Below are 26,653 nucleotides of genomic sequence, written 5' to 3' on the forward strand. Positions count from 1 at the left end.
CTGCGCGCTGGTGGTGGTCCATGTTGTTGTCAGCACTGTCGTCAGCCCAGTTGCCCGGCGGCAAGGGCCGATTAGGTAGCCGATCGCCTAACCTCGAGGCCGAGGACCGAAGTCAGTGATCGTCCCGGCTTTGCCGAACGCTTCCGAACGCCGGTTTCGCGAACGACTTGGCTGCTCTGTGATGTAGGGAAGCAGATCGGGTTTCTGAGCGGTACTGACCATTGCATTTCCGAACTGCGGGCCTTGATGGGAGGACCCTCCTTTTATGCAGCGCCTTAAGAGCATCGGCTGTCTTCTCGTGGGAGAACATGCCGACTGGTGAGCGGGGCGGCTGCGCAGCCGCCCCGCTCACCCTCGAACCGTCGTGGTGTCAGCTACCCGACTCCACCTCGAATCGTGATCTGGCGGCTCGCCTCGGCCGGGAGGGACGCCCAGTCCCCGGTCCACCTGACCGTGTAGGTGTGTTCGCCACCCTCAGACGGGGTGTCAGCGAAGGTAAATGACCCGTCGCTGGCGAAAGCCACCGACGGCAGTGTGGTGGTGTCGGTTCCATTGCGGTTGGTAACGGTCCGGAGCACCTTGATCAGGAGACCCGATGCAGGAAGCTGACCACCGGCATCCAGCGTTCCGCTGAATTGAAGTTCCTTGCCTGCGATCCCTGTCGTCGGTCCAGACAGCGTCAGCGACAAATCCCGTTTGGCCACCAGAACCGTCCTCGAGGCCGTACTCCCCCAGAACATCGCGTTGCCCTCCCAATGCACGTCATACCTGACGTCTCCGCTGACCGGTGGTATGTCGGTGATGGTGAACGTACCGTCCGTCTTGGTTGTCACAGTGGGGAGAGTCTGGCTGGTGCCATTGGGCAGGTAGCGGATCGCCACCAAGGGCTGGGCGCCTGGAGCCGAGCCATCCGTCAGAGCGAGCCGACCGGTCATGGTGAGCGATTCGAGCGCTGGCACCTCAAAGGGAGCCGTCAGGGTAAGCGAGGACTCACGCTTGACCACCCTGACCGTCGCCGAGGCCATACTCCAGCGGAACTCCGAATTACCATCCCAGATCACGTCATACCTGATCGTGCCTTGGACCGGTGGGGTGTCAGTGACGGTGAACGTACCGTCCGCCTCGGTTGTCACACCGGCGAGCGTTGCGATGGTGCCATCGGGCAATCGACGGGTCACCACGATGGGTTGCGCACCCGCGTCGGAGCCGCCCAGCGCCAGCCTGCCGGTCAGGGTGAGCGGTTCAAGCACTTGCGCTGTAGAGGGAGCCGTCAAAGCGAGCGTGGACGCCGGAAGGGTCGTTCCTTCCATCCGCCACAGATGGAGCCGATCGGTGTATCGCTGCCTGATCACACCGAAAATGTCGTTCCCGGAGAAGACAAGGCTTCCCGCGACCAACTCACCGATCGAGTTGTCGTTCGTGTACGTCCTCGCCGTCGTCGCCACGTCGTACAGAGCGATGCGCTTGGCTTCAGACGTGGGATGGGACCAGCCGCCCACGACACGTGCGCCATCTGGACTCACCGCGACGGCGGTCGCACCTGCCTGCCACGTCGGTTCTCCGCCATACGTGCGAACCCGCGTCAGACTCGTGGTGTCCCAGCCCTCGAACCGGTGGGGAGAACCGAACGCCGAAACAACCATCGAGCCGTCCGGCGTGATGGAGAGGTCCTGCAAGTTATTGAGGCCGTACGTGGAACCGTCGATGACGCCACGCAAGGTGGCGGTGGTGCTGGACACGTCGTAGACCAGCAGGTCTGCTGGGCTGACCCCCGTCTCGCCGACAACCAGCGCATTTCCTGCGGCAACGACCAAGGGAGCCTTGTACAGAGTGATCGGGATCCGGGATGGCTCTGGAACCGTCGCCGACACGTCGAGACTGACGACGCCAGCCTTCCAGTCGTCGCTGCAACCATGGCCGACCCACAGCCGACTGCCGGCCAGCGTCAGGCTCTGCGGACACGGGTACGCGGTCAGGTCGATCCGCCGGGAGATCTCGAGAGACTGGGTATCGATTTCGGCGACCTGGTGAGAACCGCTGAGCGCCACGTACAGCAAGGTGCCATCAGCCGTCACCGCGAGGCCTGATGGCCGGGGCAACCCAGTTATCGCGTCCTTGAGCGCGCCCTGAGCATCAGTGACGACGATCCGATCGTTCGCTGACACGAAGACCTTGCCGCCGCCCACCGCAATGTCCGCGCCACCCCAGGTAACGCCGAGATCGGTCATGGTGTCGACGGCCAAGGCGGCGGGGGCTTGGGCCACAACGAGGCCGACAGCCACGATCAACGTGCTGCCGAGGGCGAGCAGGCGGCGGGTTAATCGGGAGACTGATGGTCTGATCAGTGGCGTACCGACGTCTGGACATCGTGGTGACAGCATGGGCCCTCCTCTAATCGTTCACTAGTACGAAAGCCACAAGATCAACGCATGCAGCGAGATCCCGCGTCAAGCTGACGGAGAGTAACCCCAGAGTGAATCGACATCTTGGCGACATAGGACAGGAGGGCGGAATGACCTCACCTTTTGGACGCACGAGCTAACTAGGAGGCGACGTTACGAAACGTAGTAATGCCTGGCAGAGTGCGAATATCCATAATCCTCGTTCTGCGAACTTCCCAGGAAACTCACAGAGTTCTCGGCGAACTTGCGAGTCCCCATCCGACACATGAGACTCCCTGGCTCGGCTACCTAACGATTAAGGTGTTGTCGCTATTAGTGGGTGGCTGACGTTGCGGTCAGCGTTGCTGTCACGGACCCCACCTTGCCCGATGGCAAGGCCCGACGAAGGAGGGGTGCGGCAGCCGATCGCCCCAACCCCGTGCAGCGAGCACCGAAGTCAGCGATCGTCACGGCCTGATGACCACGTGATGCGTAGTTCAGCGACAGGATCACCATAGGTGACGAAGATCCACTACTTCGCGCAAACCCTGTAAATACGCCTTGGAACGTGTGAAACTGGCAGGCCGGGTCAAGCGATACACAAGTGACCGGTCGGGCGCAACAACTTCACATCGAACGGGTGCACATGGCCGCGACTAACCCCCTAAGCCGCTGCTGGACAAGGCCGTCGAAGCGGTGGCACGCTTCGGCAAATCCGCCACCATCAAGTTGAACGGCGGTGGACAGCCCAAGAATCAGCTCCGCGCGCCGTTAGAGCGGTTGTTCGAGGACATGGCCATAGCCCTCGGTGTTGACGTGGCGATGATCGGTGAGATGTCGCTCGCCACGCTCGGTGTGCGCCCGGATTATGCCGTTGACGTGGCCGGTGCTCGGGTGGGCTACGTCGAGCTCAAGGCGCCGGGTCGTGGCGTGCCGACGACCTGGACCCCGAACAAGCACGAGAAGACGCAATGGGACAAGCTACGGCTCCTTCCGAACGTCCTCTACACCGACGGCGCTCTGTGGGCGCTGTATCGCGATGGGGAGTTGGTCGGGCAGGTCGCCCGGTTGAACGGCGACGTCCGTACGGCGGGCAGCAGGCGTCCCAGGGAGATCGGTTCCACGCGCTCTACGTCCTGGCGCTCTGCCTCGGCCTCCGGCGCGGGGAACTTCTCGGGCTCCGCTGGGAAGATGTCGACCTCGACGCGGGGACTCTCGAAGTCGTCCAGATACTCCAGCGCGTCAGTGGCGAGCTGCGGTTCGTCCGCCCCAAGACGGACAACTCAGAGCGCACAACCCCGCTGCCTCAGCTCTGCCTCGACGCCCTGAAAGAGCACCGCAAGCGTCAGTTCGCCGAGCGCTCGGAAACCTGGCCCGACTGGGAGGACCACGGCCTCGTCTTCCCCTCGCGGCGCGGCACCCCGATGGAGCCTGACAACCTCCGTCGAAGTTGGGGAACGGTCCGCAAGGCGGCGGGCCTTGGCGAGATGCGCCTTCATGATCTACGGCACACCTGCGTGAGCCTCCTCCTCGACTTGGGAGTGCCGCCGCACATCGTCCGGGAGATCGTCGGGCACTCCGACATCGAGGTCACCATGACGATCTACGCTCACGCCTCGCTCGACGAGAAGCGCAAGGCTCTCGGCAAGCTGGGCGACGCCCTGGCCTAACACGCTATTGGACGCCCGCGACGCTATGTCTCGGGCGTCCCTTGCCGCTGCCGCACGTTCTCGGGGAGGAGATACCGGTAGTCGAAGCCGAAATGGTCCAGAGTCTCCCGGACCCACTGTGCTTCATGATCATCAGGCGCGAGCTCGCGGAGATGGAACCTCAAGCTCTCGGTCGCGCGACGCTCGCGTTCAGATCTGCTTCCATGACGGAGATCGGCAGGAAGGTTGTGGCAAGCGTTCGCGATCACGCGTATCTCATCGAGCCACCGGAGAGCCTCCTCTTCATTACCTGCCGCGAGCTCGCGCCGAACGAGGTGTGAACGTGATCTGATCCCGGTGAAGCCGAAGGCCATCAGCACCCGTACCGCCTCCTGTGCGGACAGCTCACGTGCTGAGGTCACCTTCTTGGCCCTGAGCCACATAAGAAGGATCGTGGCAGACGTTGCCGTCAGGGTTGCCGTCAGCACATACAAAAACGCCCCGGAGCGTTATCGCTTCGGGGCTTCTTTGCAGCTCATGAATGGTGGTCAGGGGCAGGGTCGAACTGCCGACCTTCCGCTTTTCAGGCGGACGCTCGTACCAACTGAGCTACCTGACCCAGAGCGGTCCTGACGGGACTTGAACCCGCGACCTCCACCTTGACAGGGTGGCGAGCACTCCAAACTGCTCTACAGGACCTTGCTTTCGTTCCGGCCTTTCGGCCGGAGCGCCTCGCTTAGCTTACCAGTGTTTCGGAGGCCTTCGACCGCCGATCTTCCGGTGTAGCTCGTGCCCCCAACGGGATTCGAACCCGTGCCGCCGCCTTGAAAGGGCGGTGTCCTAGGCCGCTAGACGATGGGGGCTCAGGACTTGCGTCCCGTTCCTGACGTCTTCCGTTGGAGACCCCTGAAGCATAGGGGACGATTGCCCCCAGTGCCAAAGCGGCTATCCATCGGAAGCTCCGCTGACGGTTCCCGTTGGCGACGGGGCCGTCGTTGGCGCTGGGGAAATCATACGTCGAGGGTCCGGCTCGACGTGACGCTGGATGTGCACCGACTGCTCCCCCAGCCCCCCGAGTGTGATGTCGTCCCAGGCCTGGAGCCTGTGCTCCTTCCTGTCGAAGTAGAGAACCGAGGCCTGAACGGGTGTCGGTTCGGCGTGTTCGAGGGCGCGCAGGCCCGCGCCGCCCGTGGAGCCCTGGACGAGGACGCGGGTCCCCGTGGGCAGGACGGTGGTCGATCGGCGGTGGGAGTGGCCGGCCAGGACCATGGGCGCGGCGCCGGAGAAGCCCTTGGCGGCGTCGGGGTCGTGGATGGCGACGAGGTCGATGGGCGAGGGACGCGGCAGCTGTTCGGCATGCCGGCGGCCGAACTCGCGCATATGGGCGGGATCGTTGTTGACGGGCACCGACTTGTCCGGGGTGAAGCGGGGGTCGCCGAGGCCGTAGATGCGCAGTCCCGCGACGGTGGCCGACGCGTTGTCGAGCACGATGGCGTTCTTCTGCTTGGCGATGGCCCGCTCGGTGGTCTTGGAGTCGTGGTTGCCCCTGACGAAGACGTACGGCACGCCGAGCTTGCCGATCTCCTCCATGAAGGCGTTCTCCGCCTTGGTGCCGTGGTCGGAGATGTCGCCGGTGTCGACGATGAGGTCGACCTTGAACTGCTCCTTGAGCGAGCGGATGACGTTCCACGCGATGGGGTTGATGTGGATGTCGGAGACGTGCAGCACCTTGATGGAGGCCGGGTCGGCGTCGTAGGTGGGCAGCGTGTTGACGGCGTCGTAGAGCTTGGAGACGTTCGTGACGAGCTTGGTGAGCTGCTCGCGGTACGACTCGAACTTGGTCACGATCGACTGCGCGCTGCCGACCAGCGAGGGCGCGACGGCGATCACGCCCGAGTAGCGCGGTTCGACGAGCGAGCTGGGGCGGAACGTGGCCGCCGCGACCACGCCCGTACCGGCCAGGGCGACGGCGGCGGCGAGCAGGCCGTACAGGGCGATCTTGGGTTTTCTGAAGATGACGAAGCCGGCCAGGAGCGCGCCCGCGGCCGCGCACAGCAGCGAGCGCACCACCAGGGCCTCGACGCCCGAGCGCAGGTCGCCCTCGATGATCTCGGGCAGCCTGTTGGCGAGGCGCGGATCGTCGATGAGGGCCTTGGCCTTCTCCTGGTCGATGTTCTCGAGCGTGATGCGGAGCTGGAGCGGAGCGTCGTGGCTGCGGAAGCGCAGGGTGCCGAGCGGATGGGCGTCGACCACGGTCTCGCCGGTCCAGGCGGGCCTCAGCGACATCCCCGTCTCGACCGGCCCCACCTGCGCGCGGACCGTCCCGCTGAGGATGATGCCGAGCCAGGCGCCGACCGCGGACACGAAGAGGACCGCCGCGACCTTGGCGGCGCGCGACCGTATGACTGTTCTGATGAAGTTCATACGCTTTCTTGCTTACCCGACTGACGGGGCAGAATGGCAACCGTGATCGAGGTCTCCCGGCTGAAGTTCGAGGAACTCGTGGCCGAAGCATTGGACACGATCCCTCCCGAGCTGACGCGCGTCATGGACAACGTGGTCGTGGTCGTCGTCGACGATCCGCCGGAGCCTGACCTGCTCGGGCTGTACACCGGTGTTCCCCTCACCGAGCGCGGCGACTGGTACTCCGCGGTTCTGCCCGACCGCATCGAGATCTACCGCAATCCGATATGCCAGATGTGCGATACCGAAGCTCGCGTCGTGGAGGAAGTACGGATCACGGTCATCCACGAGATAGCCCACCATTTCGGGATCGATGACGACCGACTCCACCAACTCGGCTGGTAAACCCCTCTCCCGATTACAGTTTGCAAGAGCCTGACTGCTTTCGGTTGCGCTCAAGGTTCCCGCCAGGCACCTTAGGTGACATAGCGAACACTCTGAGTCAGGTTCGGCGGGGACCTATGGGGGCCAGGCTTCCGGGGAGACACAGACGTGCTCCCGAACGACAAGCCACGTACGGCGAGGTCGTCGCCATACGCGAGTTCCGCGCGCTCTGGTACGGCCAGGGCCTCTCCCTGCTCGGCGACCAGCTCGCGCAGGTCGCGCTGGCCGTCCTGGTGTTCAACAGGACGGGCTCGCCACTGGCCACGGCCGCCGTCTACGCGCTGACCTACCTGCCGTCGATCGTGGGCGGCCCGCTGCTGGCGGGCCTGGCCGACCGGTTCGCCCGCCGCCGCGTCATGATCGTGTGCGATCTCGTCCGCGCGCTCCTGGTGGCCGCCATGGCCGTGCCTGGCATGCCGTTCGCCGCGCTGTGCGTGCTGGTGTTCTTCGTGGTCCTGCTCAGCGCGCCGTTCTCGGCGGCGCGGGCGGCGCTGCTGCCGGAGATCCTGCTGGGCGACCGCTACGTCGCGGGCTCGGCGTTGCAGAACATGACCAACCAGGCCGTCCAGATGCTCGGCTTCGCCGCCGGTGGCGCGGTGATCGCGTTCATGGGGCCCTACCGGGCGCTGGCGCTCGACGCGGCCACCTTCCTCGCCTCGGCGCTGATCCTCGTCTCGGGGGTACGGCGAAGGCCCGCCGCCGGCCGTACGGACGGGTCGAAGCCGTCGATGTGGACGATGACGCGCGCCGGCGCCGTGCTGGTCTTCGGCGACAGGAAGCTGCGCACGCTGGTGCTGTTCGCCTGGTTGTGCGGCTTCTACGTGCTGCCCGAGGGAATCGCGGTGCCCTACGCGGCGCAACTCGCCGCGGGAACGACGCTGCCCGTGCCGGTGATCACGGGCCTGCTGATGGCGGCGATGCCGACGGGGACGGTGGTGGGCGCGCTGCTGTTCAGCAGGTTCGTCTCGCCGTCGGGACGGCTGCGCGCGATGGGGTGGCTGTCGATGCTGACGTGCGCGCCGCTGATCGTCTGCGCGATGCGGCCACCGTTGATCGTGGTGCTCGCGCTGTGGATCCTCTCCGGGATCGGCGGCGCCTACCAGCTGGCGGCCAATGCCGCCTTCGTGCAGTGCGTTCCCGCGGAACGACGCGGCCAGGCGTTCGGCCTGGTGCAGTCCGGGCTGATGGCGGCCCAGGGCGTCGGCATCCTGCTCGGCGGCCTCGCCGCCGAGAGACTCGGTCCCGAACCCGTCGTCGCGCTCGCGGGGGTCAGCGGGGTCACCGTCGCGGCCGTGCTGGCCATGATGTGGACCGAGTCTCGCGGCGACATCGTCGCCAGGGTGCGCGCCCAGGCTGCCGCCTGATCACGCCTGCGGCTTCTGGTCACCGGGAACCGTGGGCTCCTGGCGCTGCCAGCCGGCGGCCGGGCTGTAGTCGGGGGTCTCGTCCTGCCAGGGGCTGGTCTTGGCCTGCCGGTTGTTGATCAGGTCCTGGACGATCGAGGTGTTCTTGCCCTCGTCGGGCATGAGCAGCCAGCCGATCGCGTAGACGCCGATGCCGACCCCGCCGAACAGCGTGGCGATCGCCAGGCCGATCCTGACCAGGTTGGCGTCGATGCCGATGTAGTCGCCGATGCCCGAGCAGACGCCCGCGATGATCCGGCCGTTGCGGGTCCTGCGCAGCTGCTTGATGTTCGATTCGCTCATGACTCAAGACTGCCCCTCGGCCAGGCGTTTCCACATCGGGATTCCCCCTGGTAGAACCCTGGTATGGATGACATCCTGCGCGTCGACGACCGGCTCACCGGCGACCAGCGGCTCATCAGGGACACCGTCAGGTCCTTGGTGTCCGACCGCGTCCTGCCGTACGTGGGCGACTGGTTCGAAGAGGCCGTCTTCCCCGCGCGCGAGCTGGCGCCCGCGCTCGGCGAGCTGGGGCTGCTGGGGATGCATCTCGAGGGGTACGGCTGCGCCGGAACCGACGCCACCTCGTACGGCGTGGCCTGCAGGGAGCTGGAGGCGGGCGACTCGGGGCTGCGCTCGTTCGTCTCGGTTCAGGGTTCCCTGGCCATGTTCCCGATCTGGAAGTACGGGTCACCCTCGCAGAAGGAGGAGTGGCTCCCCCGAATGGCCTCAGGGTCGGCCATCGGGTGCTTCGGCCTGACCGAGCCCGATCACGGCTCCGACCCCTCCTCCATGCGCACCTACGCCAAGCGCGACGGCTCCGACTGGATACTCAACGGCTCCAAGATGTGGATCACCAACGGTTCCGTCGCGGACGTGGCCGTCGTCTGGGCGCAGACCGACGACGGCGTGCGCGGCTTCGTGGTCCCGACCGACACACCCGGGTTCTCCGCCCCCGAGATCCACAAGAAGATGTCGCTCAGGGCCTCGGTGACCTCCTCGCTGTACTTCGACGACGTCCGCCTGCCGGACTCCGCCGTCCTGCCCGAGGTGGTCGGTCTGCGCGGACCGCTCTCCTGCCTGTCGGAGGCGCGCTTCGGCATCCTGTGGGGCGTGGTCGGCGCCGCCCGCGCCTGCCTGGAGTCCGCGATCTCCTACTCCCAGACGCGCGTGCAGTTCGGCAAGCCGATCGGGGGCTTCCAGCTGACGCAGGAGAAGCTTGCGTGGATGTACGTGGGGCTGGCACAGTCGTCGCTGACCGCGTTCCACCTCGGATCCCTGAAGGACGCGGGGGAACTCACCCCGCGCCAGGTCAGCTTCGGGAAACTCGCCAACGTGCGGGCGGCGCTCGATATCGCCAGGCAGGCCAGGTCGATCCTCGGCGGGAACGGGATCACGCTGGAGTACCCGGTGATCAGGCACATGACCAACTTGGAGAGCGTGCTGACTTATGAGGGGACGGAGGAGATCCATACGCTGGTACTGGGAGAGGCGCTGACGGGGCTGTCGGCGTACCGGTGAGGCTACGGACGTCGCGCTGGGGGCTGTACTCTCTGTACCCTGCATCATGCGAGGGGCGTTAGCTCAATTGGCAGAGCTGCGGACTTTTAATCCGTAGGTTCCGGGTTCGAGCCCCGGGCGCCCTACCACTCTCCACCTCGAATCCCGTGCTTGAGCTGGGGCTCCTCTCCCGTACGGCGTGAGCGCGTAGGCAGCTGAATGCCGCCGAAAGCAGCCGTATGCCACTCCTCCCGGAATATACGCGGAATGGATCTTGGCGCGTTTGCCCAGGTCGGCCGCGCGTTTCGGAAGCTTCCACGGCCCATTCCGCAGCCGCGAACGACGAAGGACCCCGAGTGTTCCCCGGGGTCCTGGTGACGAGCACCCTGTGTCATGCGGCGAGGGCATCGAGGATGCGCTGGTTCGCGACCGCACGTTGACCGTCGATGCACTTGGCGTAGACGCGCAGCAGGACATCGACGCCATGCCCGGCTCGCTCAGCCGCTTCGGGTGCATGGACGCCCGCGTTGAGCCAGAGGGAGACGGCAGCGTGCCGAAGGTCATACGGCCTGCCCGCCAGTGGCGAGGTGACCTGATCAGGGGTGAAGGCGTACGTACGCGCCTCCCTCCAGACCTTCGACACCGTCGAGCCGGGGAACGGCTTGCCCGTGCTGGTACGGAAGAGCCGCCCGTCTTCGCCGACTCCGTGATCTTTGATGTGTTGTCGGAGGATCTTCACCAGCTCGGGCGGGATGGGTACCGGGCGCGTCGCCTTCTGCTCCCTGTGCTTCAAGCCCCGCTCGTCGTGGCTCTCCCCCGAGTCCGTGTAGCGGCTGTTCGTCTCGGGCGAAGTCTTCTCCAGCGTCAGCAGGCCCCATCCCTTCTCAGGTAGATGACAGTCCTTCTTCCGCAGGGCCGACGCTTCACCGGGCCGCAGACCACCGAAGTACATGCAGGCGAACATGGCCATCATCATCTGACCGCGCGACCGCCCCACGTAGGTCACGGCGACGAGCAGCTCGCGCGCCTGGCTCGGGTTGACGACCGAGCGACGATCGATCTCCCCCGTTGACTTGATCTTGCGTAGCTTCACCTTGTGGAGCGGATTTGCCGAAAGCTCTTCCAACTCCACGGCGTACTCCAGCACGTGATGGAACACGGCCCGCTTACGGCGATAGGTCGAGGTCGCCGCAGGCTTGCCGTCCATGCAAAGCGACAGCGCCTCCAGGACGGCCCGCGTGTGCCTGGCCTCGTCCAAGGCGCTCAGGGGCAGCGACGCCGCTTCGATCCACCGGATGGCTTTGGCGATCTCGGGTGATGGGACGGGGCGACGATCTGGCGGGAGGAACGCGTACTCCCGCAGCGCCTTCCGGATCACCCCATCCTCGGGACGGCCCGGAGCGTCGGTGCTCAGGATGGGGGTGATGTTGGCCAGAGTGTCGGTCATGCCCTCGCGGGACTTGGGCGCGGCGTGAGGCCACCAGGCGTGGACGTAGGCGACCGCGAAGGAGTACCAGGTGCGCGCATCCTTGGCCTTGACCATCGACACAGGGAGGCCGCTGTCCTCGTCGAACGCCTCCCCATTCTTGGCCGCCTGCCGCAGCTCCGACAGGAAGCTTTCGGCCAGGCCCTTGGTCTTGAAGGTGGAGGACTTCTCCCGGTTGCCGACCGTCCAGCGCACCGTGTGCGAGATGACGCGGGGCTTCTTGCTCTTGCCGTCGTTGCGAGTGTTGGTGCGGATGTCCCAGAACTTGACCTTGTACGAGGTGTTCATGCTGCCCTCCGGAGGGATTCGAGCCAGGCGTTGAGGTCGCTGCGGTAGATGCGGAGTTCGCCGTTGGGCAGGCGGATGCCTTGCGGCGCCTTGCCGATCTCGCGCCAGCGGTAGAAGGTGCGGCGGGAGATGCCGCCGAGTTCGTCGAGGACCTGGGCGACGGTGAGGAGTTCGTCTCTCTTCACGCCGCCACCGCCTCAGTTGCCGAAGGATCTTGGCCGGTGGCTTGGGCTTCCAGCTCGCGCAGGTGTGCGCGCCAGCGCTGCCGTTCATGGATGGACCTGAGGAGCCGGACAGTCAGGGGCTCCACGTTGGCGTCGCCGGCCAGGACGGGCCGCCAGACGTAGCGGTGCGGGTCCGGGGTGTCGCCTGTCTGGCCGAGGACTTCCAGGACCCAGGTGCGGCGGTCTTGCTTGTGTTCGGTCAGGGTCTTGTTGCTCCACTTGCGGGAGACCAGGACGCGGCGGCCGGCGTAGCCGAGGTGTTCGGGCTTGTGGGCCTTGCCTCGGCATCGGCCGGGAGTCATCCCCGCCTTCGCCCCCTTGGGCTGGACGCCATAGCGGAGCCAGTTGGGGCAGGTGGGCGAGCAGGGTTCGTAGCGGAGGGCATCGACGAAGCGGGCGGCGTGTTCGCGTTGGGCCTGGCCGTCGAGGGCCTGGTCGAGGCTCTTGGTGAGGTACTTGGACAGGTAGCGGATGCACTGGTCGGCATCCGGGGTACCCGCCAGGACGCCCTTGACGTCCACTTGGTCGCCGAAGCGGATCACGTGCGCCGGTTGGGCGTCGGGGTCGGTGTCGAGCTGGTCGAGGGCCTGGTCCCAGGTGGGCAGGACCTCGCCGGTTTCCGGGTCGAGGTAGCCGACTTCCTCGTCCCAGACCGGCAGGTGATCGCCCTCGAACTTCACCGTGTCGATCTGGGGCCACCACACCTGGTGGTAGGTCGCGGCGGCGATCTGCTTGACCTCGGCGCGGGGGAGGGTGCCCCGGATGGCCATGTGCAGGTGCGGGGCGAGCCGCTTTTGTGGTTCGACGCTGGCGAAGTACTGCACGTCGTAGCCCGCCACGCGGCGCAGGTTCTGCACGAACCGGTCGATCAGCTTGGAGAAGTGCAGCGCGTCACGAGCGGCCCGCGCGTAGTCGTAGGCGTCCGGATCGACCGGGGCGCCGTTCAGGACCTTGCCGTAGGACGGCAGGGTCAGGGTGACGAACAGCGACGGCCGGTAGACCTTGCCGTCCGAGCCGGTGAAGGTCCGGCCGAGGGTCGTGTTGGTCATCGAGCGCTTGGGCAGGTCCGGGGCGTCCTGCCGCCGGCGGGTCGAGCGGGAGCGCTTGGCGGTGGTGCGGCCGAGGACGTTGCCGCGCATGCCCGCCTCGTTGATCTCCTCGTCCAGGCCGACGATGACCGCGTCGAGGTCGGTGGTGTCCTGGCCGAGGTGGTCGGCCTGGTCGCGTTGGGCTTGGATGTCGGCGCGGAACTCGATCAGCCAGCGTTGTTCGTCGGTGGCCGGGTCGGGGGTGATGGCGGGTTCTTCGTCCAGGTGCCAGCCCTCGCGGCACTGGGCCATCCGCAGGTGCTTGTTGCGCTTGGCGCACGACGGACACTTGCTGTCCATCGTGGCGCCGCACGGGACGTCGATGATTTCCCACTTGCCGGTGTGGGTGTCGAGGCGCTTGAGCGGGACGGGCCGGATGCACACGCCGTGCAGCTTGGCGACCTCTTCGACGACTTCGCGGGCCTGCGGCATGGCCAGCCGTACTGCTCGGGGCAGGCAGCGATCGGTCATGCGGCCTCCCCGTACTCGGCGACCATGGCGCGGATGTCGGCATCCGAGACGTAAGCCGCCCGGACGCGAACGGGTTCGGGTGAGGCTTCCAGCCGCATGTAGGCCACGCCCGCGCCCAGCTCGGGGACGGGTGAGATGTGGTCGGCGAGTGCTCCCCTGTCGCGGGCGCCGTCGCCGAGGACCATGTCCACCTGTTCGGACTCGTCCAGCCGCAGTGCGATCTTGTCGGGGAACAGGTTGCGGATGTTCATGACCTCCTTGCGGGGGTCCTGCAAAGCCGCCATCACGCCGACCCCGACCGAACGGCCCTGGGTGGCGAGGGTGGCCAGCGCGGCGGAGATGCGCTGTCGGAGCTGTTTGTCGGGTTGGTAGGCGGTCAGGAACGCGACCTCGTCGACGAGCACCAGGACGAAGGGGTCCTCGGTGGTGGGGGTGTGGTTGCGCTGCTGGCCGGCGAAGCGAGCGGCGCGTTTCTGCATGACGTCGACCGCGTCCTCTAACAGGTCGGCGCAGTCGCCGGGATGGGCGGCGTAGCGGGTGAACAGCTCTTGGCCGAAGGACAGCTCCATCAGCTTCGGATCGAGCGCCCAGATCTCCGCCAGGCCCGCCCGCATCGCGGGAAGTAGGCCGCGGATGGTGTCCCATAGGAACGAGCCCTTGCCCGCCCCGGTGGCGCCCGCGATCAGGATGTGGGTGCCGAGCACCTTCAAGCGCAGCGGCTTGCCGTCCTCCTGCTTGCCGATCTCCACCGGTCCCACCGTGGGCTCGCCAGGGATCGGAAGCGCCGGGATCGGATCGGCGAGCGGATCACAGCGCGGGAAGGTCAGCAGCAGCCGCCCGCCCCTGATCAGCGCCACCCGGCAGGAGGTGGCGCCGAAGCCCTGGGCGAGGTTGTCGAGGCGGTCGGTCCAGTCCTTGACCGCCTGACCTTTGAGCATCCGGACAGTGACCAGGTCGGCCCAGCCGTCGCAGCGGACGCGGACCAGATAGGGCAGGTAGTCACGGCCGTTGATGCGCTTGGCCAGCCCGGAGACGAAAGTGACCGACTGCCAGTGACGGCGGTAGATCCACACCAGCCGCCACCAGGCCAGCAGCCGCCGGCCGACCAGACGGACGAAGGAGGCGCGATCGACGAAGGCCCAGGCGGTCAGCGCCAGGACGACGAATCCCAGGACGCTCGCCGCGAGCGGCCAGCCGTAGAAGTACCAGACAGCACCCAGGGCAAGCGGGATGGCGACCGCGACCGGATGCCGCCAGACGGTACGGACGAGCGCGACGAGCAAGCGCCACAGGTAGATGAGGATGGTCAGGATGGCGGGGGTTTTGAGCACGGCCGGTTGGAAGACGATGGCCGTGTCCGGGGTGGTGGTGACGAGGTTGTGCGCTTCGTCACCGGGGAGCCTGCGGAACATAAGCTTGGAACCTCTCGTGATGTGGAAGTCGTGGGAGAAACCAGGGGCCGCCGGAAGTTGCACCTTCCAGCGGCCCCGCTTGCTGTCAGGCCGCCTTGCCGGTGGCGACCTTGGCCGACTGGTCGGCGTGCCGGTGCTCGCAGTGGCTCACGCTGAAGTGGCGCTCCAGCGTGAGGACGAACAGAGCGGCCTCGCGGGCGAGTTGGCGGGCGAACTTCAGGTCGTCCACCGTGACCGGTCCGGCCGTGGTGATCAGGACCGAGGTGGCGCCGAAGTCGAGCGCCAGGACGGGCGGGTGCAGGGCGTAGGGGTGGCGGAGGGTGCGTGTGGCCTGGCCGGTGGTCAGGCGGATCACGCTGGTTCGAGGGGTACGGCGGCGAGTCACTAAGCGGCGTCCTTTCCGGCCTGGGCCTTGCTCGGGGCGGTGTGGCGGGGGGCGTGCATCTCGCGGACCTTGATGGAGAAGGCCAGACGGCCGTTGCCGTTGACGTACGGCGTGACCGAGACGGTCTCGAACTCCACCGGCGTGAACGGCAGTCCCGGCATCGGCGCGGGAGGCACCGGCTGCACGGGGCTGAGGATCTTGACCGCGACCGTCTTCTGGGCGGGCTTGAGGGTCGGGTCACCGTCCATGACCGCGACCTGCCAGACCAGCTCACCGGTCTGCTTGTCGCGGGCCTGCACGAACCGGCCGTTGGTCGAGGCGTCGAAGTCCTTGACGGGCTCCACCTCGCCGACGATGTAGCAGCCGTGCGGGAACACCATGGGGAAGGTGACGGGGATGGGGCCTTGCAGAGCCATGATTCCTCCTGACGACTGATAGGCACTTAACCTATCAAGTCCTTTGAGGATAAGAAGAGCCCGCTTGATAGGTCAAGTGCCTAGGCGGGCTTTCCTGGTGACAATCGGCTAACCGGTCGGATAGCTGCAGCGCAGGGAGGCGCGATCACTCCTAGGAGCGAGAACCGCCCCATGCCCTATGGTGCTGGCTCATGACACGGGGTGCTTGGGGATGCTTAGCGGCGATCTGTGTGCCGCTTGCCGTACTGCTCGTCTTGATCATGATCCCTGTCCGGCGGGACAACGCACGGCTCGACGCCCTGTACGAGCGGGCACTCAACTACCCGCTTCCACCGAACACGCGCAACGAGTTCTGGGGCGACGGTGACGCAACCATTCAGAAGAACATGAGCAGCGGAAGCGGCGACTACTGCGACTACCGGGTCAGAATCACCCTGCACACCTCGCTCTCCGAAGCCGAGATCCGCCGCTACTACAACAAGGCGAAGATCGCGGGAGCCGAGCGCCCAGCCCACATCACCCTGTGGTTCGCGGAACCCGACGAGTGGTACGGGCGCGGGTACATCCTGGAGGTCTACGACTCCCACGACAGTGACTGGGACTGGCGTTGCGCCCTATGAGACCGGATAGGCGTCTTCCAGCTCATGACGGTCCGCCGGGAGGAGAATCTCCACCACGACGAGGGGACGGCCGGACGCATCCCGAACCGCCCCGAAGACCGCCAGCAGCGGCGTGTTCTTCGGCATGGCGAGCTTCTTGGCCTCATCCGCCGACGGCATGCGCGCGGTGATCTGCTCCACTATGTGATCGAAGCGGACGCCCTTACGCGCCTTGAGATGCTCGCGCAATCCCTGCGTCAGCGGCTCCCCGCTGGTCAGGTCGGTCCCCTCCGACAGTTCCAGAGGCAGCCACAGCGATACCAACTCGGTCGGCCCGCCGTCACGGGCGATCAGTCGCCGCCGCAGGAAGGCCTTGGCCTTCTGCGGCACGTCGAGCAAGGCGCCGATCCGGTTAGGTACGGCTACTGCGCCCGCTTCGAGCACCTCGCCGGGCGTGTCGGCCTCGGGGTTGGTGAGGTATGCCTGTCCGGGGCGGTTGGATTCGACCGAGTCCATCGCCGGACGGCCCCGCACGAAGCGGCCCTTGCCCTGCTGGGAGTCGATCCAGCCCTGTTCACGCAGCATGCGCAGAGCGGCGACCACGGTGGGACGCGAGACGCCGAACTCTTGGATCAGCTGGTTCTCGCTGGGAAGGAGAGACCCCGGAGGGTAGTCTCCCGCCTCGATACGCCGTTGAAGGGTCTGCACGAGCTGCGCATACTTCGGCGGCACGGACTCTAGTGACATCATGACCGTCCTGCACCCAACAGGTTGTTTTACCAAGTGCGAGCGTAGCCTGCTCCGATGCGCATGTCCATGTGGCGTCATCGCCAGAGCAAGAAACCCCGGTAGGCAGACGACGAGGCACCGCCGTACAGGCGTGGGATGGGCCACGGCCTGCCTACCGGGGAGATAGAGGCGCGACGAGGCGGGTACCCGGAACATCGCAGGAACCCCTCCCTGCGGCTCAACACCGCCTCGCCGCGCCCGTCATCACCTGGCGATGTACTCCGCCAGGACACTTGCCGCACCCTCGGGGTCGCTGGTCGGGTGACGCTTCTCCGCGTTCTGCCAGGAGTAGTAGACCCCGCCATAGCCAACGAACACCCACACCGGCAGGCTGGGCTCAGGCGGATGCACCATGAGCACGCTGTTGTTGTCCCGCAGTTCTGCGTTGACGCCATGCTTCGTGAGTTGATCACGCAGCCGGACGAGCATGTTGCTCTCGTGGATCTGCTCGAAGCCGGCCATGGCCGCAGCCATGATCGAGTTCATCTTGCGCTCCCTTCGGCCCGGCCGCTTCCGAGGCAGTCGAGACACTCCCGTTCCCCACCCATCTCTTGATCCGTACCGCCCTGCGCTACCAGCAGCGCACGACGCGAAATGCGCAGCTTGGACCCGACGCCCCGACACGAAGGGCAAGGGCGTGTCTCGCTCATCTCGTCTGGCCGGATCACCGTCGCCATCTCCTCGTTCATCCGGCGTTCCCTGTGGCGGGAGGCCGCTTGACGTACCGTGGTTGATTGATGGCAAGTCCACCGGCAAACAGAGATATGCAGGACCCCCGAGCGGCCCCCCTCTTAGCCCCTTTTCGCCCCCCTCGGAAAGCAGGTTGGATATGGCAGAGGCGACGCCCAACGTTCAACTCCGCGCATGGCGAGAGAACGCGCGTTTGACCCGAGCCGAAATGGCCAAAATGGTCATCCTCAGCGCGAGCGGGGTCAAATACAAGCTGGCCTGCGACGAGGAGCGCATCAGGCGTTGGGAGGCCGGCGAGGTCAGGTGGCCTCGCGAGCCGTACCGCCAGGCGATCGCCGAGGTCACCGGACTGAAGCCCGAAGACCTGGGTTTTGTCCCGACTCGGCGCAGCAGCTCGTTTACGGTCAACCTCGCCAATCGGGAGGAGAATGACAGCGTGCGACGCCGCGAATTCGTCGGCTTGACAGGGGCCGCTTTGTTCAGCGCCGTCCTGGGGAAGCCGGAAAAGCCGCTGGACACCAGCCGCCATATCGAAAAGCTCGCTACCGTTCTGACCGACTACTCCACGCCCATGAACGGGCCGGTTGACTTGGAATCCCTTTCCGCTGCTGTCGTGGCGGCGAAGCAGAATTATCAAGCCTGCCGATATGCGCAGGTCACCGAGGCTCTGCCCGCGCTTCTCCGCAGTCTCCGCGCCGCTTGCGCCCAGTCGGACGGCGACGCCCAGCTGCGGGCTCATGCCCTGTCAGCCGAGGCCCATCACGTGGCCGCCTCCATCCTGCTCAAGCAGGACGACAAGGGCCTCGCCTGGCTCGCCGCAGACCGCAGCATTCAAGCCGCGCATGCCAGCGGAAGCCCGCTCATGATCGGATCGAGCTCTCGCATCATCACCCACGCTCTGATGGACGGCGGGCACCACCGGGCAGCCACCGAAGCGACACGTGCGGCAGCCGTACGGATGGACGCCGACATGAGCGCCCCGTCTCCCGATGATCTGTCGATCTACGGATCTCTCTTGCTCCGCGGGGCAGTCGCAGCCGCACAGAGCGGTGACCGCCACAACATCGCCGAACTCCTCGACGAAGCCGCCGAGGCAGGCACTCGACTCGGACACGACGGCAACCACATGTGGACCGCTTTCGGACCGAACAACGTCCTGTGCCACCGCGTCAACATCGCGCTGCGACTGGGCGACGCGGGAACTGCGATCGAGCACGCACGACACGTGGAGATCGACAAGCTGCCGATCAACGAGCGTAAGGCCACGCTTCTCCTCGACACCGCCAGCGCCTTCCTGATGTGCGGCAAGCACGAGCAGGCGTTGCATATCCTGCGCGCCGCTGGAGAGATCGCGCCCGAGGAAGTCGCAGGGCGGGAAGCGGCATTGCGGTTGGTCCGTGACATTCTGGCCACAGCGCCGATCAGTGTGCGGCGCGAAGCTCGTGAGTACGCCGAATCTGTGGGAGTCATCGCGTGACCCAGCTTGGCAAGGTCCTGTACATCATCGTGTGCGCCGCCGGACCGGCCGCAGATGTCGGCCGCCTCGTCGCCTTGGCTCAGGACGACGGATGGACTGTCCAGATCATCGCCACCCCACCGGCACTCGACTTCATCGACGCGCCAGAGCTGAAGCAACAGACCGGCCGTCCTGTACGCAGCCAGTACCGCAAGCCGTCCGAGCCCAAGTCGCCCCGAGCTGACGCCATCATCGTGGCCCCCGCCACATACAACACGATCAACAAGTTCGCCCAAGGCATCGCCGACACCTACGCTCTTGGTCTCCTGTCCGAGGCGCCAGGTCTGGGTATCCCTGTCGTAGTCCTGCCGTTCGTGAACAGCGCACTTGCCGCGAGAGCCCCGTTCCTGCGCAGCGTCGAAGACCTACGCGCCGAAGGGGTACGCGTCCTGTTCGGCCCCGGCCAGTTCGAGCCACACGCACCGACCACAGGCGGGGAGCAGTTCGGCACCTACCCGTGGAAACGCGCACTCAGCGAACTTGCCGAATTGGGCTCATAGGAATCAAGGGCGGCGCTCCGCGCCGCCACGCGGCCCGAGCTTGCGGCCCGCACGCTGCGCGTGCGGCCTGGGGGCCGTTCTCGCGCGCGCCCGCCACTCGGGCCGCGCTCAAATGGGCATCGGCCTATGCCTCAAGCACTCGCCAGCCTTCCGCCCACCAGCCATCACCGCTGGTGTCCTGCACCACCGACACAATCACGTCATCGACAATCTCAATGACGACCATCTCCCACAGGTCGTCGAAGTCGTACGTGCGGCAATGCGCGCACCCCTCCAAGATGCCCTGAACAATCACACGGTGATGGCCCCGTTCACCCTCCACGGCCCATCTGTAATCCCAGTTCAGACGCTGACCCACCTCATACTCAACGAGGTCCGTCGCTCCGAACTTGAACTGCGCGGTCCAGATACCAGCTACTCCGCAGCTCGGGCAGGTGAATGGATCGGGCAACTTCACCGTGTTGAACATCCCCATAAGCGCTCATGCTCCACGCGAGCACTCTCACCTGCCAACTTCTTTTCGTCTCCGACGGGGGCTCCGGCTCCGGGATGATCACCAGGTGGGCTCGTCGCCGCAACTCTGTTGGTGGCTGAGGCGGGGCCTGATCATCCCGCCCGCCATCGACCCGGAACAAGCCGAGCAGACCAGGGCCACGGCTACCAGATCGTTCGTCCAGTGGGGCGCTCCATCTGGTAGCCGTGGCCCTAACCCGCTTCCCCTGCGGGCGGGTCGACGGCAGACGGGATGATCAGGCGGGCGGGGTGCTGTGGGGCGGGAGTCGTCTCCGCAGGCCGTCGAGTATCGTCACGACATGGAGATGCCGGAGCTCGCCGACTTGATTTGGCTCTTTGAGGACGAGCCAGAGGGCGAACACGACGATGTTCCGTGGCCGGTCGGTCTCCACTCCTTCCGGCTACACCGAGGGACATCTTCCGTGCTGTTCTCGCTCGATCCCACGGCGGGCGAGGCCTACATCAGCCTCTACGCGGGCGATGACGAGCTGGTGACCCTGGGACGGCTCCGCCCTCTCGACCGCCTTCGCATCGAGCGAGCGGAACCCGATATAGAGGCCATGAAGCTGTGGCTCCGAGGCGCGGGCGAGCCGATCGTGCTTCAGACCAAGCCGTTGATCCGGCTTTCCTGGGACCTGAAGGCGCTGGGAGCATGATAGGCGTTGGCCCAGGCCAGCGCTTGATCATCGTGCCATTAGCGTGCCATTAACCCCAGTGACGAGGGGCCAACCACGGTCACTTACGACCGACCCGAGAGCGTCGCTGACCAGGCAACCCAAGGTCCAGAGCCCGCGATAGCTGCAATTCCCAAGCTGACAGCGTGGGACCATCTACGGGTGAGCGATCCGTGGGATGCCATCGATGATCAGATCCTCGCAGAGCGCATCGTTCAAGCTCTGATGATCATTCGAGATCACTTCGGCGGGACGCTCCACGAAGCTATCGACAGGTTCAGCGAGCGCTACGAGTATCTCCGGGAGACACGTCCAAACTACTTCATCAAGCCGCACGGGGAGTACGGGCGAGACTTCTACTCCTGAGGTCGGCGCTCGTTGCAGTTTCCGTTGCAATTCCACCTCGTCCCGCGGCATTCAACGAGGACCGCCAGGTGCCCCTGACCTGCATTGAACCACGTGGAACAGTTCAAGATCGAGCTTTTAATCCACAGGTTCCGGGTTCGCGCCACGGGCTCCAGGTGGCAAGACCCGTCGGGCTTACGCGCCTACAGTGGGGAGGTGGCCCAGTATGACGCAGACCGACTAGTTCAAGCTGCACCATGGCCCGACCAGCGTATGTGCGGTGAGTGCGGGGAACGGTACCACGTTGCCTCCCGTGGGGAAGGCGGACCGTTTCACTTCCGGGCAATGCGGATGGACACAGGGCCGGGAGCGACCGTCAGGATCACCGGCCACTGGCGTTCGGGAAACTGGAATCCGGGCGAGACGCTCGAACTCCGGCGACGAGACGGCTACAGACTCACGATCATCGGTGCTCGGATGGAGCTAGCCGCCAGTGAAATGTCCGAGCGCAGAGGGCAACGGACCCTCTTGGTACCGGAACACCAGTCGCTCCAACCTGGCTGCATCTGGGCAATGCCCTCGATCGATGGGATCGAGTAGGCCGGCCGTGCCCATTGCGTGCCCGTCAGGAGAGGAATCCAGGGACCTCACGGGGAATCACGGGTAGCCGAAGCGCTACCCTCCAGGCCAGCGATTCCCCCCGCTCAGAGGCCGTGATCTTGAAAGAGTTCCCAAGCTGACAGCGCACCAGATGCATCCTATGAGCCCTCTTCTGAATGATCATGGCTCATAGGCTGGGTGGGGAGGTGCCAGTTAATCCGTTGGAAGGGCATGCGGATGCGCGTCAGGAACCGATTCTCGCCGAAGCGTTCGTGGTACCCGCCAGGGGCGGAAGAGGCTCTTGCCTACGTCATCCACCGCGCCTTCATCGACATCCGTCACATGGTCCGATACCGCAAGCCGCTCTGGTTGGACAGAGATGAGCCCGGACCCGAGTCGACGGCCTACCTCCAGAAGATCCACATGCTGTCGGACCTCGGGGACCAACTGCCGTCGTGTCTTGCCGCCATGGTCCGCCGGTCCTCATCCCCTGAGGACATCGAACAGAGCCTGACCTACACATGGAGGACCGCCGGCCCAGACAAGCGTCAGTGGCTACGAGAGGCTTTCACCCAAGTCGGCTACGACCATCGCCACCTGTTCCCCGATCGAGGAGACCATGACAAGTACGACCAGGCGTCTCGGCTCGGAGGACGAATCAGAACGGCCCGAACCGCTGCAACGGCAGAGCTGATCGCACGGGGGTATGACAGCAAGGGATGGGAGGAAGACCTCTGGCATACGCTGGAGGAGATCCCCAGCACGGATGGCCCACTCCCTCATGTCATCTTCAGATTCTCCGCCCGCTCCAGGCCGGCACGCTGGTTGAGAAAACCCCGGCTGGTCGTGGCCGTGGACGTTGAGACGAATCAGGCGACCATGCTGCCTGAAGATCCGGAGCATATGCGGAATGATCCCGTCCGCCCTTGATCAATAGACTGGAAGAGTCCAGGTCATCGCACCATTCATCCCATAACAAGCCTTCCACTTTTAATCCGTAGGTTCCGGGTTCGAGCCCCGGGCGCCCTACCACCAAAAACCCCATCTGACCTGGGCTTTCTCGGTTCTCGGCTCGTCTCTGAGAGGCGAAAATGGCCGAGTTCATGCTCGTCACATGCTCTTCGGCACGGGTTCGGCATGTCAGTGGGCACCCGCGCGGGGCGAAAAGACCCGCTTTGCGTGGGCGGTCGCCGGGCCGCCCGGCCCCGGCAGGTAAAGCCAGCCCCGCCAAACGTCCAAGGGAAGGGGTGTGGCGCAAGGGTCGCGTGGCAGGCCGCGCCCGACTTGACCCCAGGCCCGTCCAAGGGCTCGCAAAGCCGCTTTCGGCCGTGATGCTGCCGCAGAGCAGTGGACGACGCAGTAGTGCAGGAGCAGTTGGTCGGCCCAGCGCCCGTATGCCCCGCCGTGCACGATCGTGACCAGCGAGAACGGGCCGTCCTCGCGGAAAGCCGTCGTCGCCGTCGGCCGCTCCATTTTGACCATCGTATGGCACCTGTTGTCCGATCCAGATGCCCGCTTCCAGGACCTCGGCGCCGACTTCTACGACACCCGGATCAAGCCCGACCGCAACCAAACGCAACCACATCCGCCAGCTCGAAGCCCTCGGCTACCGCATGATCATCGAGCCAGCCACCTGACAACTACCGGCCTGCTCACCCCGACCGGGCATCACCTGCCGGGGTTCGCTGCCGCCTGCCCAGTTACTGTCCGATTTTCGGATTAGCGTGTGCTGTCCTCATTTGAGCTGGAGGCGCACATCCCCGGAGTTGGCGAGGACCACGGTACGGCTGACGCCACGCTGCCAGGGGGCGGGAACCAGGAACAGGTGACCGCCTGACTCCACCAGCAGGCGAAGCCCGGTGTAACGGTGCTTGAACTTGCCTCCCGCGGGCAGCGCCGTGTGGCTGACGCCGGGAGGCGGATCGGCCAGCGGTTCGGCCGTCTGCAGAAAGACCTGGGGGCGGCCCCCGAGACGTTCGGCGTCCACCTGGCCCAGGCCCGCACCGTAGGAGGCGGCAAAGCTGTTGGCGGCCCAGAACACGCCGCACACCGCCAGAGCTATGCTCGACCAGCGGGCGATTGCCAGGCCGCTGCCCGAAGGGGCCCAGCCGGGATCGGACCGCCGTTCCCGGAGCTTGCCCCAGAGCGTTCCCGCATGGCGAAGCAGCAGCACCCCGATGGTGAGGGAGAGCGCCGTGGTGCCCTGCACCTCGTTCGCCGATACGTGGGGCACCACAATGCCCACGACCGCTCGCACGAACAGAATGAAGCTGATCATCACGATGGCCAGGGCAGTCCAACGGGACAGGGCATCCCGCCGAGGGTCGGAAACCAGCCACTGGGTACCCAGGCCCAGGCCCGCTGTCGCCAGGGCGATCAGCGCCACCAGGACGATCGGAACGTAGACCACCTCGGAGCCATACAGGAGCAGATCGGCCGTGGACAGGTTGACGAGGTCGAGGTAGACCCCGAAGTACTCGAACCGCGCCCGGGTCGCCAGGTAGCCGAAGTAGAACAGCAGCGAGGTCACCAGCGTGGTGGGGGCGATGATGTTGCTGTAGGCGGTCAGGTGACCGAGCAACGCCTGGGGCTGGGGCGGCGGGTCGGCTTCCGCCTCGGCTGCCTGCCGTACCTCTGCGGCGGTCATGATCCCGTGGGCTCGTCCTCGGGGAAGGTGGCCCCTTCGGTCGGCTCGTCCGAAGGTTGCGGGGCTTCGGTGGTCGGCTCGTCCGGGGTCGGCTGCTCTGTGGCCGGCCCGTCCGTCGGCGGGTCCGGTGGCGGCTCGGCGGAGCCGTCGCCGGTGCTCACCAGAGGGAACGGCTCCTGCGTCGACGTGCAGATCTCGCCGGATCTGCACTGCCAGCGGGCGGTGATGGTCAGCGTGCCCTTCGCCGGGCGGGTGCCGACGGTCCGGACGCCGATCCAGCAGCCGTTGCGCAGCCCGCTCGTGGTGTTCGGCGGGATCTTCAAGCCCACCTGGCAGGGGGCGACGCCGACCGTCCTGGCTTTGCCGTCGTCGTAGGGCTGGGGCACTTGCGAGCAGTCGTCCACCTTCCACAACCCGGCCGGTTGCACAGTGATCGCCTCGATGATGAGCGTCCGGGAGCCCTCGGCGGCGCCGATGATTGCGCACGTGGCAACGGGGAATTCCTGCCCGAAGTTCTCGATGGGGTAGTAGTTGCCGAGCGTCGGCCCGCCGATGATCGTGGACTTCTTCGCGGGCGGTGCGGTGCTGGGGCTGTCGCCGGGACCATCCCCGCCCCCGGAATCGTCCGGGCTCGAGGACTGCCCGGCGTCACCGTCCCAAGGCTGGCCCTGGGAGTCGCTCTGGGAGTCGCTCTGGGTCGTGAATGCGGGTCGGATGGCCAGGAAGAGACCCACAACGAGGACGACCGCGAACAGGGAGCCGATTAGCAGATTGCGGCTACGGTTGCTCACCCGCCCATTATCCCCACCGATCTCCGACGCGCCATGAGTAGGCCCTACTCAATCGATCACGAGGAGTAGAGAGCCTCGATCTGGGGGCCGCCTTTAATTCGTAGGTTCCGGGTTCGAGCCCTTGGCTCCCTATTGCGCTGACCTACAGTTTCTTGAGAATCTGTAGTCGCGTTGTCGCGCCGCGTTTTCGTTGTAGCACCATGGTCTGGTGCGGGCGGCCCCGTCTTAGTGGTTCAGGTGCTCGTCGAGCACGCGGGCTAGATGGCGTTTGTTGAGGTCATGGACTGGTCCAGGAGCCCGCCTACTCAGAGGCCATTCCCGCCACGGTAAGTGGCTCTATTGGCATTTCTGGACAGCCGATGGGCGCCAACCGGGGAGCACCGCGCATGTGGCTCCGCATGTGGGAGCGGTAGGCCCCCTGTGGTCTCCGACTGGGCTGAATGGACGCGATTGGTTCCGCATCCCGCAGGATCGGCTACGATGCCGCCTGCGCCGAATGTGAATGGATGGTATAGCGGAAACTTTTAATCCGTAGGTTCCGGGTTCGAGCCCCGGGCGCCCTACTACTTTGACCTGCAGTTTCTCTCACCTCTTGATCAAAGAATCATGAGGTGGGTCATGCCTGGGTCACATCTGGGACGCACCGGCACCAAGGGAGATTTCCGGTATTGCGCTCAGCGCGGTGGCCGGTTCGTGGGGAGATGCCGGAGCCGAAGTGTCTGGCCCTCAGCTTCAGGCAATCGGCACTACCGCCCTGGCGCGCAGTGACCGGGCTCCCGCTCTCGCCCGAGAGGCCGTCGGCGACTGGCTGGAGCCCGCGCACCCCGCCCGCGAGATCACGGTGCTGGCGGCGTCGGAGCTGGTCACCAACGCAGTCCGGCACTCAAGCACCGCGCAACCCTCCGCCGTGACTCAGGGAACGCCGGACGTGATCACGCTCAGGCTGTCCCAAGGGTCGGACTATCTGCGGTTAGCAGTGACCGATCCAGGATCGTCGTGTTCAGAGCCGTCGGTGATCCCACTGCAGGTGCCGAACCTGAACGCCGAGCGCGGTAGGGCGATCGTCGAGGCCCTGTCTCGGGGCCGGTGGGGCAGCTACCGGCTTCCTCCGGCCGGGTTGCGCCTGGTGTGGTGCCACCTCGACCTCACGCCCACCCCAACCGAGCTCAACGAGCTCTTCTGCGCCCCCGCGTAGCCGGCCACCTCACCGGCCGTGCCAACTCGCAGACAGGAGAACCGTCATGCGCCGCCACCACCTGCTCATGTTCATCCCGGTGTTCGTCACGGCCACGTTTGTCGGCTGGATCACCGCCGACGCGATCGGCTCCCCGTACCGATTACGCCGCCCAGCCAGCATGGTGAACGTGCGCGCGATGTCGCGGCCGGCCAGCTCGGCCAGCTCGATCCGACCCAGATACGGGATCAGATGCAGCCGCACA

At 65.8% G+C, this 26,653-nt stretch carries 27 protein-coding genes and 4 tRNA genes; 12 read left to right on the plus strand and 19 right to left on the minus strand.

From position 1 onward, the window contains the following. Nucleotides 1–374: 374 nt before the first annotated feature. On the minus strand, nucleotides 375–2,282 hold the full coding sequence (locus H4W81_RS33100) for a YncE family protein (protein WP_192778399.1): 1,908 nt from the start codon (nucleotides 2,280–2,282) through the stop codon (nucleotides 375–377). 1,070 nt (nucleotides 2,283–3,352) lie between these two features. Here H4W81_RS33100 and H4W81_RS33105 point away from each other — a divergent pair. Next, complete coding sequence (locus tag H4W81_RS33105; RefSeq protein ID WP_192778400.1) at nucleotides 3,353–4,051, plus strand: site-specific integrase; 699 nt, start codon at nucleotides 3,353–3,355, stop codon at nucleotides 4,049–4,051. Between the two features lie 23 nt (nucleotides 4,052–4,074). On the opposite strand, the gene H4W81_RS33110 is transcribed toward H4W81_RS33105, so the two are convergent. The 5 genes from H4W81_RS33110 to H4W81_RS33130 form a co-directional block, all read right to left on the minus strand. Further along, nucleotides 4,075–4,473, minus strand: a complete 399-nt coding sequence (locus tag H4W81_RS33110) for a M14 family metallopeptidase (RefSeq protein ID WP_192778401.1) — start codon at nucleotides 4,471–4,473, stop codon at nucleotides 4,075–4,077. Nucleotides 4,474–4,572: 99 nt separating this feature from the next. Next, nucleotides 4,573–4,649 (minus strand) — tRNA-Phe (locus H4W81_RS33115). A gap of 5 nt (nucleotides 4,650–4,654) precedes the next feature. After that, a tRNA-Asp gene (locus H4W81_RS33120) sits at nucleotides 4,655–4,729 on the minus strand. Nucleotides 4,730–4,820: 91 nt separating this feature from the next. Continuing rightward, nucleotides 4,821–4,893, minus strand: a tRNA-Glu gene (locus H4W81_RS33125). 82 nt (nucleotides 4,894–4,975) lie between these two features. Next, a complete protein-coding gene (locus H4W81_RS33130) occupies nucleotides 4,976–6,454 on the minus strand; it encodes a metallophosphoesterase family protein (RefSeq protein ID WP_192778402.1) in 1,479 nt (492 codons plus the stop codon). Nucleotides 6,455–6,487: 33 nt separating this feature from the next. On the opposite strand from H4W81_RS33130, the gene H4W81_RS33135 reads away from it, so the two are divergent. Both H4W81_RS33135 and H4W81_RS33140 read left to right on the plus strand, forming a co-directional pair. Next, a complete protein-coding gene (locus H4W81_RS33135) occupies nucleotides 6,488–6,838 on the plus strand; it encodes a metallopeptidase family protein (RefSeq protein ID WP_192778403.1) in 351 nt (116 codons plus the stop codon). A gap of 116 nt (nucleotides 6,839–6,954) precedes the next feature. Continuing rightward, nucleotides 6,955–8,241: an MFS transporter gene (locus H4W81_RS33140; RefSeq protein WP_192778404.1), complete on the plus strand. Its 1,287-nt coding sequence runs from the start codon at nucleotides 6,955–6,957 to the stop codon at nucleotides 8,239–8,241. Here the strand turns inward: H4W81_RS33140 and H4W81_RS33145 are convergent, their stop codons facing one another. Next, entirely contained in the window at nucleotides 8,242–8,583 is a 342-nt protein-coding gene (locus H4W81_RS33145; protein ID WP_192778405.1) for a PspC domain-containing protein, read from the minus strand. Nucleotides 8,584–8,646: 63 nt separating this feature from the next. On the opposite strand from H4W81_RS33145, the gene H4W81_RS33150 reads away from it, so the two are divergent. Together H4W81_RS33150 and H4W81_RS33155 are read left to right on the plus strand one after the other, a co-directional pair. Further along, nucleotides 8,647–9,801 (plus strand): acyl-CoA dehydrogenase family protein, encoded by a 1,155-nt coding sequence (locus H4W81_RS33150; RefSeq protein ID WP_192778406.1) that lies wholly within the window; start codon nucleotides 8,647–8,649, stop codon nucleotides 9,799–9,801. A 52-nt stretch (nucleotides 9,802–9,853) separates the two neighbouring features. Beyond that, nucleotides 9,854–9,929: transfer RNA gene (locus H4W81_RS33155), tRNA-Lys, on the plus strand. Nucleotides 9,930–10,171: 242 nt separating this feature from the next. On the opposite strand, the gene H4W81_RS33160 is transcribed toward H4W81_RS33155, so the two are convergent. The 6 genes from H4W81_RS33160 to H4W81_RS33185 form a co-directional block, all read right to left on the minus strand. After that, complete coding sequence (locus H4W81_RS33160; protein WP_318782125.1) at nucleotides 10,172–11,461, minus strand: tyrosine-type recombinase/integrase; 1,290 nt, start codon at nucleotides 11,459–11,461, stop codon at nucleotides 10,172–10,174. Between the two features lie 89 nt (nucleotides 11,462–11,550). Next, complete coding sequence (locus H4W81_RS33165; RefSeq protein WP_192778408.1) at nucleotides 11,551–11,739, minus strand: helix-turn-helix transcriptional regulator; 189 nt, start codon at nucleotides 11,737–11,739, stop codon at nucleotides 11,551–11,553. Next, a complete protein-coding gene (locus H4W81_RS33170; protein ID WP_192778409.1) occupies nucleotides 11,736–13,337 on the minus strand; it encodes a replication initiator in 1,602 nt (533 codons plus the stop codon). The genes H4W81_RS33165 and H4W81_RS33170 overlap by 4 nt, the downstream gene beginning before the upstream one ends. Continuing rightward, the gene (locus H4W81_RS33175) at nucleotides 13,334–14,749 is read right to left on the minus strand and encodes an FtsK/SpoIIIE domain-containing protein (protein ID WP_192778410.1); all 1,416 of its coding nucleotides are present in this window, start codon (nucleotides 14,747–14,749) and stop codon (nucleotides 13,334–13,336) included. Before H4W81_RS33175 ends, H4W81_RS33170 begins: the two co-directional genes overlap by 4 nt. A gap of 85 nt (nucleotides 14,750–14,834) precedes the next feature. After that, nucleotides 14,835–15,104, minus strand: a complete 270-nt coding sequence (locus tag H4W81_RS33180; protein WP_192778411.1) for a hypothetical protein — start codon at nucleotides 15,102–15,104, stop codon at nucleotides 14,835–14,837. Between the two features lie 29 nt (nucleotides 15,105–15,133). Next, nucleotides 15,134–15,550 (minus strand): plasmid replication, integration and excision activator, encoded by a 417-nt coding sequence (locus tag H4W81_RS33185; RefSeq protein WP_192778412.1) that lies wholly within the window; start codon nucleotides 15,548–15,550, stop codon nucleotides 15,134–15,136. Between the two features lie 260 nt (nucleotides 15,551–15,810). Between H4W81_RS33185 and H4W81_RS33190 the strand changes: the two genes are divergently transcribed. Further along, nucleotides 15,811–16,170: a hypothetical protein gene (locus H4W81_RS33190; protein WP_192778413.1), complete on the plus strand. Its 360-nt coding sequence runs from the start codon at nucleotides 15,811–15,813 to the stop codon at nucleotides 16,168–16,170. Here H4W81_RS33190 and H4W81_RS33195 read toward each other — a convergent pair. Both H4W81_RS33195 and H4W81_RS33200 read right to left on the minus strand, forming a co-directional pair. Continuing rightward, complete coding sequence (locus H4W81_RS33195) at nucleotides 16,165–16,899, minus strand: GntR family transcriptional regulator (protein ID WP_225958910.1); 735 nt, start codon at nucleotides 16,897–16,899, stop codon at nucleotides 16,165–16,167. The genes H4W81_RS33190 and H4W81_RS33195 overlap by 6 nt on opposite strands. A 243-nt stretch (nucleotides 16,900–17,142) precedes the next feature. Further along, nucleotides 17,143–17,424, minus strand: a complete 282-nt coding sequence (locus H4W81_RS33200) for a hypothetical protein (RefSeq protein WP_192778414.1) — start codon at nucleotides 17,422–17,424, stop codon at nucleotides 17,143–17,145. A gap of 343 nt (nucleotides 17,425–17,767) precedes the next feature. On the opposite strand from H4W81_RS33200, the gene H4W81_RS33205 reads away from it, so the two are divergent. Next, nucleotides 17,768–19,105, plus strand: coding sequence for a helix-turn-helix domain-containing protein (locus tag H4W81_RS33205; RefSeq protein ID WP_225958911.1), 1,338 nt, complete (start codon nucleotides 17,768–17,770; stop codon nucleotides 19,103–19,105). After that, complete coding sequence (locus H4W81_RS33210; RefSeq protein WP_192778415.1) at nucleotides 19,102–19,644, plus strand: flavoprotein; 543 nt, start codon at nucleotides 19,102–19,104, stop codon at nucleotides 19,642–19,644. The genes H4W81_RS33205 and H4W81_RS33210 overlap by 4 nt, the downstream gene beginning before the upstream one ends. A 124-nt stretch (nucleotides 19,645–19,768) precedes the next feature. On the opposite strand, the gene H4W81_RS33215 is transcribed toward H4W81_RS33210, so the two are convergent. After that, complete coding sequence (locus tag H4W81_RS33215; protein WP_192778416.1) at nucleotides 19,769–20,119, minus strand: hypothetical protein; 351 nt, start codon at nucleotides 20,117–20,119, stop codon at nucleotides 19,769–19,771. A gap of 337 nt (nucleotides 20,120–20,456) precedes the next feature. Between H4W81_RS33215 and H4W81_RS33220 the strand changes: the two genes are divergently transcribed. The 3 genes from H4W81_RS33220 to H4W81_RS33230 all read left to right on the plus strand — a co-directional run bounded on the left by H4W81_RS33220 (nucleotide 20,457) and on the right by H4W81_RS33230 (nucleotide 22,706). Then, the gene (locus H4W81_RS33220; protein ID WP_192778417.1) at nucleotides 20,457–20,813 is read left to right on the plus strand and encodes a hypothetical protein; all 357 of its coding nucleotides are present in this window, start codon (nucleotides 20,457–20,459) and stop codon (nucleotides 20,811–20,813) included. Between the two features lie 180 nt (nucleotides 20,814–20,993). Beyond that, nucleotides 20,994–21,197: a hypothetical protein gene (locus tag H4W81_RS33225; protein WP_192778418.1), complete on the plus strand. Its 204-nt coding sequence runs from the start codon at nucleotides 20,994–20,996 to the stop codon at nucleotides 21,195–21,197. 810 nt (nucleotides 21,198–22,007) lie between these two features. After that, entirely contained in the window at nucleotides 22,008–22,706 is a 699-nt protein-coding gene (locus H4W81_RS33230) for a hypothetical protein (protein ID WP_192778419.1), read from the plus strand. An 805-nt stretch (nucleotides 22,707–23,511) separates the two neighbouring features. On the opposite strand, the gene H4W81_RS33235 is transcribed toward H4W81_RS33230, so the two are convergent. Then, entirely contained in the window at nucleotides 23,512–24,423 is a 912-nt protein-coding gene (locus tag H4W81_RS33235; RefSeq protein ID WP_192778420.1) for a hypothetical protein, read from the minus strand. Then, on the minus strand, nucleotides 24,420–25,214 hold the full coding sequence (locus H4W81_RS33240) for a hypothetical protein (RefSeq protein ID WP_192778421.1): 795 nt from the start codon (nucleotides 25,212–25,214) through the stop codon (nucleotides 24,420–24,422). The genes H4W81_RS33235 and H4W81_RS33240 overlap by 4 nt, the downstream gene beginning before the upstream one ends. A gap of 715 nt (nucleotides 25,215–25,929) precedes the next feature. On the opposite strand from H4W81_RS33240, the gene H4W81_RS33245 reads away from it, so the two are divergent. Further along, nucleotides 25,930–26,409, plus strand: a complete 480-nt coding sequence (locus tag H4W81_RS33245) for an ATP-binding protein (protein WP_192778422.1) — start codon at nucleotides 25,930–25,932, stop codon at nucleotides 26,407–26,409. 9 nt (nucleotides 26,410–26,418) lie between these two features. Here H4W81_RS33245 and H4W81_RS33250 read toward each other — a convergent pair whose 3' ends face one another. Next, a complete protein-coding gene (locus H4W81_RS33250; protein WP_192778423.1) occupies nucleotides 26,419–26,652 on the minus strand; it encodes a hypothetical protein in 234 nt (77 codons plus the stop codon). Between the last annotated feature and the right edge of the window lies 1 nt (nucleotide 26,653).

This window comes from Nonomuraea africana (genome assembly GCF_014873535.1).
GTDB lineage: Bacteria > Actinomycetota > Actinomycetes > Streptosporangiales > Streptosporangiaceae > Nonomuraea > Nonomuraea africana.

Bases quoted from the DNA above. Each gene is read 5' to 3' on its own strand.
- H4W81_RS33105 (WP_192778400.1), top strand. From the start codon at position 3,353: ATGGGACAAGCTACGGCTCCTTCCGAACGTCCTCTACACCGACGGCGC.
- H4W81_RS33110 (WP_192778401.1), bottom strand. From the start codon at position 4,473: ATGTGGCTCAGGGCCAAGAAGGTGACCTCAGCACGTGAGCTGTCCGCA.
- H4W81_RS33130 (WP_192778402.1), bottom strand. From the start codon at position 6,454: ATGAACTTCATCAGAACAGTCATACGGTCGCGCGCCGCCAAGGTCGCG.
- H4W81_RS33135 (WP_192778403.1), top strand. From the start codon at position 6,488: ATGGCAACCGTGATCGAGGTCTCCCGGCTGAAGTTCGAGGAACTCGTG.
- H4W81_RS33140 (WP_192778404.1), top strand. From the start codon at position 6,955: ATGGGGGCCAGGCTTCCGGGGAGACACAGACGTGCTCCCGAACGACAA.
- H4W81_RS33145 (WP_192778405.1), bottom strand. From the start codon at position 8,583: ATGAGCGAATCGAACATCAAGCAGCTGCGCAGGACCCGCAACGGCCGG.
- H4W81_RS33150 (WP_192778406.1), top strand. From the start codon at position 8,647: ATGGATGACATCCTGCGCGTCGACGACCGGCTCACCGGCGACCAGCGG.
- H4W81_RS33170 (WP_192778409.1), bottom strand. From the start codon at position 13,337: ATGACCGATCGCTGCCTGCCCCGAGCAGTACGGCTGGCCATGCCGCAG.
- H4W81_RS33175 (WP_192778410.1), bottom strand. From the start codon at position 14,749: ATGTTCCGCAGGCTCCCCGGTGACGAAGCGCACAACCTCGTCACCACC.
- H4W81_RS33185 (WP_192778412.1), bottom strand. From the start codon at position 15,550: ATGGCTCTGCAAGGCCCCATCCCCGTCACCTTCCCCATGGTGTTCCCG.
- H4W81_RS33190 (WP_192778413.1), top strand. From the start codon at position 15,811: ATGATCCCTGTCCGGCGGGACAACGCACGGCTCGACGCCCTGTACGAG.
- H4W81_RS33195 (WP_225958910.1), bottom strand. From the start codon at position 16,899: ATGATGTCACTAGAGTCCGTGCCGCCGAAGTATGCGCAGCTCGTGCAG.
- H4W81_RS33200 (WP_192778414.1), bottom strand. From the start codon at position 17,424: ATGAACTCGATCATGGCTGCGGCCATGGCCGGCTTCGAGCAGATCCAC.
- H4W81_RS33205 (WP_225958911.1), top strand. From the start codon at position 17,768: ATGGCAGAGGCGACGCCCAACGTTCAACTCCGCGCATGGCGAGAGAAC.
- H4W81_RS33215 (WP_192778416.1), bottom strand. From the start codon at position 20,119: ATGGGGATGTTCAACACGGTGAAGTTGCCCGATCCATTCACCTGCCCG.
- H4W81_RS33220 (WP_192778417.1), top strand. From the start codon at position 20,457: ATGGAGATGCCGGAGCTCGCCGACTTGATTTGGCTCTTTGAGGACGAG.
- H4W81_RS33230 (WP_192778419.1), top strand. From the start codon at position 22,008: ATGCGGATGCGCGTCAGGAACCGATTCTCGCCGAAGCGTTCGTGGTAC.
- H4W81_RS33235 (WP_192778420.1), bottom strand. From the start codon at position 24,423: ATGACCGCCGCAGAGGTACGGCAGGCAGCCGAGGCGGAAGCCGACCCG.